General features: G+C 45.9%; 6 protein-coding genes. 1 reads left to right on the top strand and 5 read right to left on the bottom strand.

Going from position 1 to position 7,797, the window contains the following annotated elements; translation table 11 throughout:
- Positions 1–312: 312 nt before the first annotated feature.
- Both MKQ70_RS37200 and MKQ70_RS37195 read right to left on the bottom strand, forming a co-directional pair.
- Positions 313–1,878 carry an RHS repeat domain-containing protein gene (locus MKQ70_RS37200; RefSeq protein ID WP_248081981.1) on the bottom strand — a complete coding sequence of 522 codons (1,566 nt, stop codon included), beginning with the start codon at positions 1,876–1,878 and terminating at the stop codon, positions 313–315.
- Positions 1,865–2,161 carry a hypothetical protein gene (locus MKQ70_RS37195; protein WP_248065876.1) on the bottom strand — a complete coding sequence of 99 codons (297 nt, stop codon included), beginning with the start codon at positions 2,159–2,161 and terminating at the stop codon, positions 1,865–1,867. The genes MKQ70_RS37200 and MKQ70_RS37195 overlap by 14 nt, the downstream gene beginning before the upstream one ends.
- On the opposite strand from MKQ70_RS37195, the gene MKQ70_RS37190 reads away from it, so the two are divergent.
- On the top strand, positions 2,154–2,987 hold the full coding sequence (locus MKQ70_RS37190; RefSeq protein WP_248081980.1) for an aminomethyl-transferring glycine dehydrogenase: 834 nt from the start codon (positions 2,154–2,156) through the stop codon (positions 2,985–2,987). The two genes, MKQ70_RS37195 and MKQ70_RS37190, sit on opposite strands and share 8 nt — an antisense overlap.
- A 474-nt stretch (positions 2,988–3,461) precedes the next feature.
- Here the strand turns inward: MKQ70_RS37190 and MKQ70_RS41830 are convergent, their stop codons facing one another.
- From MKQ70_RS41830 to MKQ70_RS37175, 3 genes are read right to left on the bottom strand one after another with little or no spacing between them, the layout of a single operon-like run.
- Positions 3,462–5,990, bottom strand: coding sequence for an RHS repeat protein (locus MKQ70_RS41830; RefSeq protein ID WP_248081978.1), 2,529 nt, complete (start codon positions 5,988–5,990; stop codon positions 3,462–3,464).
- Positions 5,981–6,862 carry a hypothetical protein gene (locus tag MKQ70_RS37180; protein WP_248081975.1) on the bottom strand — a complete coding sequence of 294 codons (882 nt, stop codon included), beginning with the start codon at positions 6,860–6,862 and terminating at the stop codon, positions 5,981–5,983. Before MKQ70_RS37180 ends, MKQ70_RS41830 begins: the two co-directional genes overlap by 10 nt.
- Positions 6,832–7,788: a DUF6443 domain-containing protein gene (locus tag MKQ70_RS37175; RefSeq protein ID WP_248081973.1), complete on the bottom strand. Its 957-nt coding sequence runs from the start codon at positions 7,786–7,788 to the stop codon at positions 6,832–6,834. Before MKQ70_RS37175 ends, MKQ70_RS37180 begins: the two co-directional genes overlap by 31 nt.
- Between the last annotated feature and the right edge of the window lie 9 nt (positions 7,789–7,797).

Raw genomic sequence — 7,797 nt, 5'->3', positions numbered from 1 at the left:
TAATAAAATACCAACAAAAAGAAAAACTATATAGATATAAGATCCTTCGGTAGACAACAACGAAGGACGTAATCAATAAAATTACCCCCACCCAGGCAAACGCCTTATGAAGTATGGACTTCTTTCTTTTCACCAAGGCATAACTACCTTAAAATCATTCATGTTCAGTTTGTATATTTTCATAATTTACTTCATTCATGTCCTAATACACCAATTCGCATTCAACAGTGTTAAACCATCAATACACCAGTATGGCTGTGGGGCCATTCCTTTAGCAAGCTGACAGTACATGTTGGTACAGTGTTAAACTCATCAACATTTTAAGCTGTTGGGGACACTCTGAGCATCATAGAACCTCGCCCCATAATCATACCACTCCAGTCCACCAGTCGAGAATTCCTTCGCCTGCAACTCCTTTCCATTGTACAAATACCTATTCCCCAAAGACCCAAGCGCTTTAGTACTTATCCCCGCCATCGTCAACCCAAACGGATAATAATGCGTCTCCTCCAACACAGCCCCAGGCTCCAGTACCACCGCCACATTATCAAAGAACACATCCTGCGCCGTTTCGTTACTTGTATAAACATACAGGAAACCACTCTCCTTCACCACCATCTTATCCGCCGCCAGCGTCTGCAGCTGATCCGGCGACTCCTGTACCTGCCTTACACCACTATTGTCTTCTACTAATTTAAACTGATCATTGAACAATGCAAAATTTAAGTACGCTTTCGGCCTGTTCAACGACGGCTGGTTACCTGCATCCTTTTCTTTAAGACGCTGATATTGATTACTATTAAAATTGTCATTAAAAGGTGTGTTATTCCCCGACTGCCCTGCACTCGCATGCGCATCCGTTGCCGCAGTACCGCCAAATGCCTGCACCAACGCCACAGCCATATCGGCTGCAGGTGTTTGCGTCTTTGGCTGCTTATTGCCGATTGATTTATAAAACGCACGTGCTCCAAGGGATACGGTATCTCCAGCCATCACTTTCAATACTAGGGATGGGCCAATACGCCTGTCCTTGCTGCTACCGTTCAATTTCGCTACATAACTGTTGGCCCCTGCTGTCTGATCCTGTGGATAACCCACGGGCTTAGCCGTACGGGTAGCTTCAATATTGGAAAACAACGCGCTTTCTTTAGCAGCCTGTTGGGTTTCCATCGTAGCCAGGTAGGTTGACTGATTACTATGCTCTGTCAATACCATCCGGACGTTGCCCAGGTGATCTTTTACAAAATAGTCGTACGTCTGCGTTGGCGTACCGCCAGCATAGTCCATACGGATGCGGCCTTCTTCATGGTTCACCAGTTTCAGCACATCATCCTCGTAGATCATACCAGCAATATAATCTGTGGTAGTGATCTTCGCCGGCGTCACGGTCTGGTCGTTTACAATCTTGCGGTGTTTGACACCCGCAGCATCGTATACATAATTGATGGCGCCTTTATCTGTAATGGTGATCTGGTCCGGAAGATTCAGGTAGTTATACAGTATTTGGCTGATTCCTTTGTTACCGTCAGCAATCATATTGCCGGAACTATCATAAGCATAATCGTTCTGGCTGTTCGCCACCAATTCCTTAAAGTCGCCCAGTGTTGTACCTGGATTGTTATAAAGATCCGTTACACCAAGGAGTTTATTACCATTATTACCATAATTGTATCGCAGACCATCAATCTGACCACTACCACTGCCGGGTATGATGCCCCATTGTTGCATGCGGAGTATGTTGCCATTGGCATCATAGGCAGAAGTATGGTTGATGCCGTCTCCCATTTTGGCATCGAAGTTCACCAAGGGATTATCGGCCCAGTTGCCGGAAGACTTATCCTTAAAATCGGCATCCATCAAACGATTAGGATGCATCATAACGGAAACCGTAAGACCTTGCCACATGGTTCGCTCCCTTCCATTTTATGCCGGCAATATTGCCGTTCAGCTGGTTATTCTGGAAACCAAAATCGTAATTCAACACCTGGCCAAAGTAATGGCCGGAACCATTGTCATCTACATATTCCTTGTTGATGCCTTTTAACCAGCCCCGGATATTATACTCGTAGTTCAACGCTTCCAGCACAGAAGTGTTTTGGCGGTGGAAGGATTTAGTCTTCAGCTGACCCAACGCGTCATATTCGTTATCGGCTATGACCACTTCCGCCCAAGTAGGCTTAACGGCTCCCGGCCTGATCGGTGCGGATGTTTGTCACCTCAACCTCCACAAAACCTTCGCGATCCCGCATGGTGGTGGCGGTCCCGGTATGGGCCCCATCTGCGTAGGTAAACACCTGGCGCCATTCCTGCCTTCGCACGTGCATTTGCAGGACGGTAAAGCCGGCAACGCGGTATCTGCCGCTCCGTTTGGCAGTGCGAGCATCCTGCTGATCTCTTATGCATACATCCGTATGCTGGGCAGCACCGGTGTGCGTAAAGCCACTGAGTTTGCGATCCTGAACGCCAACTACATGAAGGCGCGTTTGCAGAACGATTTCGATATCCTGTACACCGGCATTAACGGCACCTGCGCACACGAGTTCATCGTGGACCTGCGTCCGTTTAAGGCCACTGCGGGCATTGAAGCGGAAGACGTAGCAAAACGCCTGATGGACTATGGTTTCCACGCACCGACGATGAGCTTCCCGGTTGCGGGCACGATCATGATCGAGCCGACTGAGTCTGAAGATAAAGATGAATTAGACCGTTTCTGTGATGCTTTATTATCGATCCGTGAAGAGATTCGTGCGATTGAAGAAGGTCGTGCAGATAAGGCAAATAACGTGTTGAAGAACGCGCCGCATACGCAGGCTGTGATTACGGCGGATGAGTGGGATAGGCCTTATGGTCGTCAGCAGGCGGCTTATCCGTTGGAGTATGTGAAGATCAATAAATTCTGGCCTTCGGTGAGTCGTGTGAATAACACGCATGGGGATAGGAATTTGATTTGTACGTGTGAGCCGGTGAGTGCTTATGCGGAGGCATAACTTATAGCGCTTTATAAAGGAAGGCCGCCTGTGGACAGGCGGCCTTTTATTTATTTCCCTCTTTTCATAACACTCGTGACCCCTTCAAGGTAATTATCAAGAAAAAACAGGAAGATTGAAAGGTCGCCAAAAGGAGAGAATATCAGAACAAAATCCATTATTGATTTGCAAAAACCACTACTTGTATAATAATAATTGTTAAAAAATTAATTCAAAAAGAAGATATGCAACAAAAGCAAATCTTTCCGGTAGTATTTTTATCAACAACATCAACAGCAATATTCCTGCCCCAAACATAAATGCTATTTGAAACCAGTAAAATATTTTATAAGTGACGTAATCTCCAAAAATCCTGTCATATGTAGTTTTAGTCTTAGACGGACTGTAAGTAAAAACTAGAAGCGCCCATATTACCCATAATAGGGCATGTATAATTCTTAAAATTCTCATCTTAGTTTGTTCCATGTATTTCTCCTAAAAACTTTTTGTTGCAATATCATAATATGAAGTGTTAAATGTATATCCAAACCCTCCAGTGCCACCACTTCCAGAGTCCGTTGAAATAATATAGATACCTCTCGCTTCCGATGGATCTTTCATATTGGCAGAACTATGCAATGAAATATAATTATTCAATATTTCTTTCAATTTTTCGGTTTGCCCCTCGGCCTGCTCCGCCTTTATCACAAAGCAACTTGCAGCTGTAATTAACAAAAGAGTACTAGGATCAACCTTCTTCTCTCTAAGAGCTTTAAGAATATCTTTATAATCTTTAATAGATTTCAATTCTTTTACGGAAGTTCCTCCAGCAAGCGTTCCTGCCCATTTTAGATACTTTCCGTAATTTTCATTGGATTTTATCCAAGCTTTCATATTCTCTAAGCTCTGCTCTACGGTTAACATGCTTTTGTTTCTATTACTGAAAGTGCCTAAACCATGCCTATACCATGTAGAAATTTCAGAATAATAAAGACCATTAAACTCGCCGCCGTCCAGCTTTGTTCGACTTCCAGTAACAACAACCTCTGGCAAATTAATTGGCAACAAAAGAGTATCCGCCAGAAGTCCAGTTGGATCATTCATAATTAGAGGATTGTTACTTACATAAGCGTATGGCGACACTGACATGGTAAAGTTAGCCCATTGATCAACCTGATGAAATCGTCCTATTTGTGGATCAAATCTTCTAAACGTAGTTTCATAAAGTGACATTCCGAATCCGTCGCCAAATTCATTATCAGCCAACTCTGAGGCGTCATTGAATTTATAACTATTTTCCTTAACTCCAATAGTCTTTGTCGATATCCCCGCCATCGTCAACCCAAACGGATAATAATGCGTCTCCTCCAACACAGCCCCAGGCTCCAGTACCACCGCCACATTATCAAAGAACACATCCTGCGCCGTCTCATTGCTCGTATACACATACAGGAAACCACTCTCCTTCACCACCATCTTATCCGCCGCCAGCGTCTGCAACTGATCCGGCGACTCCTGCACCTGCCTTACTCCACTATTGTCTTCTACTAATTTAAACTGATCGTTGAACAATGCAAAATTTAAGTACGCTTTCGGCCTGTTCAACGAGGGCTGATTCCCCGCATCCTTTTCTTTAAGACGCTGATACTGATTACTATTAAAATTGTCATTAAAAGGTGTGTTATTCCCTGACTGTCCTGCACTCGCATGCGCATCCGTTGTCGCTGTACCGCCAAATGCCTGTACCAGCGCAACTGCCATATCGGCCGCAGGTGTTTGCGTTTTCGGCTGTTTATTACCAATCGATTTGTAGAACGCACGGGCGCCAAGCGATACGGTGTCGCCAGCCATCACCTTCAAAACGAGGGATGGTCCAATGCGCCTGTCCTTACTGCTACCATTTAACTTTGCGACATAACTGTTCGCACCCGCGGTCTGATCCTGTGGGTAACCCACCGGTTTGGCCGTACGGGTAGCCTCAATATTGGAAAACAATGCGCTTTCTTTAGCAGCCTGTTGGGTTTCCATCGTAGCCAGGTAGGTCGACTGATTACTATGTTCTGTCAATACCATCCGGACGTTGCCCAGGTGATCTTTTACAAAATAGTCGTACGTCTGAGTGGGCGTACCGCCAGCATAGTCCATACGGATGCGACCTTCTTCATGATTCACCAGCTTCAGCACATCATCCTCGTAAATCATACCAGCAATGTAATCAGTGGTAGTGATCTTCGCGGGCGTTACGGTCTGGTCGTTTACAATCTTGCGGTGTTTTATACCCGCAGCATCGTACACATAATTGATGGCGCCTTTATCTGTAATGGTGATCTGGTCCGGAAGATTCAGGTAGTTATACAGTATTTGGCTGATTCCTTTGTTGCCGTCAGCAATCATATTGCCTGAACTATCATAGGCATAATCATTCTGGCTGTTCGCCACCAACTCCTTAAAGTCGCCCAGTGTTGTACCTGGATTGTTATAGAGATCCGTTACACCAAGGAGTTTATTACCATTGTTACCATAATTGTATCGCAGATCATCTATCTGACCACTACCACTGCCGGGTATTATGCCCCATTGCTGCATGCGGAGTATGTTGCCATTGGCATCATAGGCAGAAGTATGGTTGATGCCGTCTCCCATTTTGGCATCGAAGTTCACTAAGGGATTATCCGCCCAGTTGCCGGAAGACTTATCCTTAAAATCGGCATCCATCAAACGATTAGATGCATCATAGCGGAAACCGTAAGACCTTGCCACCTGGTTCGCTCCCTTCCATTTGATACCGGCAATATTGCCGTTCAGCTGGTTATTCTGGAAACCAAAATCGTAATTCAATACCTGGCCAAAGTAATGGCCGGAACCATTGTCATCTACATACTCCTTGTTGATGCCTTTTAACCAGCCGCGAATGTTGTAATCGTAATTTAGCGCTTCTAACACAGTAGTATTCTGCCGGTGGAAGGATTTAGTCTTCAGCTGACCCAACGCATCATATTCGTTATCGGCTATGATTACTTCCACTCCGTCACCTGCTTTTTCTCCACTTTGAGTAAGCGGCCGGCATCGTCATATTCCATCCTGGTACGTACCGTTAGTTGAGCACTCGCAGTTCCACGAGGGTTCTTATGTTCCAGCTGGGTAGCCAATACCTTGCCTTCAAAGTTGTACCAATTGGTGGTTACATCCAACCCGTTACCGATGTTATCGGACAACACCTGTTTCACGCGGCCCCTCTCGTCGTAATACGTTGTTGTGGTGAGCCAGGTATTGCTGCCATCTAATAGCTTAACTTTACTACCCGTCGCCATACCGTGCGTCTGGGTACTTATGGCCTTATTGTCGGTATAGGGCGAACCTAACATCGAGGGACTGGCGGCATAATTACTGCTGTTCTTTTTACCTTCATAATTATAATTATCGTAAAAAGTGTACGTAAGCGGCTCCAGTTGTTGCTGGTCCAGGGTGGGTAAAGGATTGGTGGCCAGGATCGTTTGTGTCTCTACTGTACCGGCAGCATTCAGTTCTGTTTCCATACTCGAACTTTCTGTATCAAAACCCGCAGTGAATGTGATTTCCTGCACGGCTTTGTATACAGGTCTGTCGTGGGTATTTACGGTCAGTGTAGCCGGTGGTGGAATGTTATAGGTAATAGAACTCGATCCTGTCGCCGTATTCATGGCTGCCTGCAATGTCGCAGCACTGGCGTTGGTTGTATACAGCGCCGTCATCGAAGCGCGGTTCAACTCGTCATAAAAGTTTACCAGCCATTTGCCCTTTTGACGTAGCGCGCCATCCTGGGTCATGACCAAACGGTCGCGAACGTCATACACCATATATACAGGATCCGCACCAGGCACTTTCTTCAACACCATGCGGTTGCGGGCATCGTACACATATTGAAAGCAGAGTGCCGATATCTCCAGGTTATTAGGAAATACCCAATTGTTGGCTCGCAAAGAGTTGACCATTTTAGGAGGCAATACAAAACGCAGGTTGCCGAGATCATCATACACATAATAGGTAGACAACCAACCATCATATCCAACTCCCACGGTTTGGTCAACCTGCACTTTTTCAGGATAACCTGACCTTCTTTGTTTTTGTACTCCTCCACCTTGTGTTGCGCCTCATCGATCGTGACGTTCTTGAATAGCAAACCCGCCTGATAAGGCGTACTGCGGGCAACAGGCACTGCCGCAGGATCCGAAGTAATATCCCAGATCCGTACATTATCATCTGCTGTATTGACAAGGTATTGTTGGCTTACACCATTTCCCGATCCGGCCCAACTGTTACCCGGCGCCATCTGTTTAAGCGGCCGGTGAAGCGGCGATCCTTCAAAATCTGTTTTACTATAGAAAATAGACTCTCCCGGATATTGCGTGCTGTAAAATGTTGCCGGCTCTGTAAACGGCGCCATCTTAAACTGCCCGTTGCCTGTACCGGCTTCATACGGCAGGAACTTAAACCGCTCCTGTCCGTAGGCATCATAGGTTACCGGCGCTACGATATCTTTCCCATTGGGAGAAATTGCCTTTGTAACGGACTGCAGCGGGCGCCCCAGGCCATCCAGGTATTGCGTACTCTCTTTCACGTCCTTTACCAACCCGGATGTAACAACCGTATTTGGATCAGTTATCGCTTTTGAAGGCTGCCAGCTGCGGACGTAGTTTATTTTGATGCCAGACATATATGCCGGCAATGTCGTATCCGGCGTTGCCGAAGGTTGTGTACTGCCGTTTGGCGCATTCTGCCCGAAAACAGTTCCGGACAATGCAAGCAGAACAGCCGATGTAATAATTTTATGTATGATCTTCATCAGAATTTT

Origin of the sequence: Chitinophaga sedimenti (genome assembly GCF_023156195.1) — a bacterium.
GTDB classification, from domain to species: Bacteria; Bacteroidota; Bacteroidia; order Chitinophagales; family Chitinophagaceae; genus Chitinophaga; species Chitinophaga sedimenti.
This window is presented reverse-complemented; position numbering and strand designations above follow the sequence as displayed.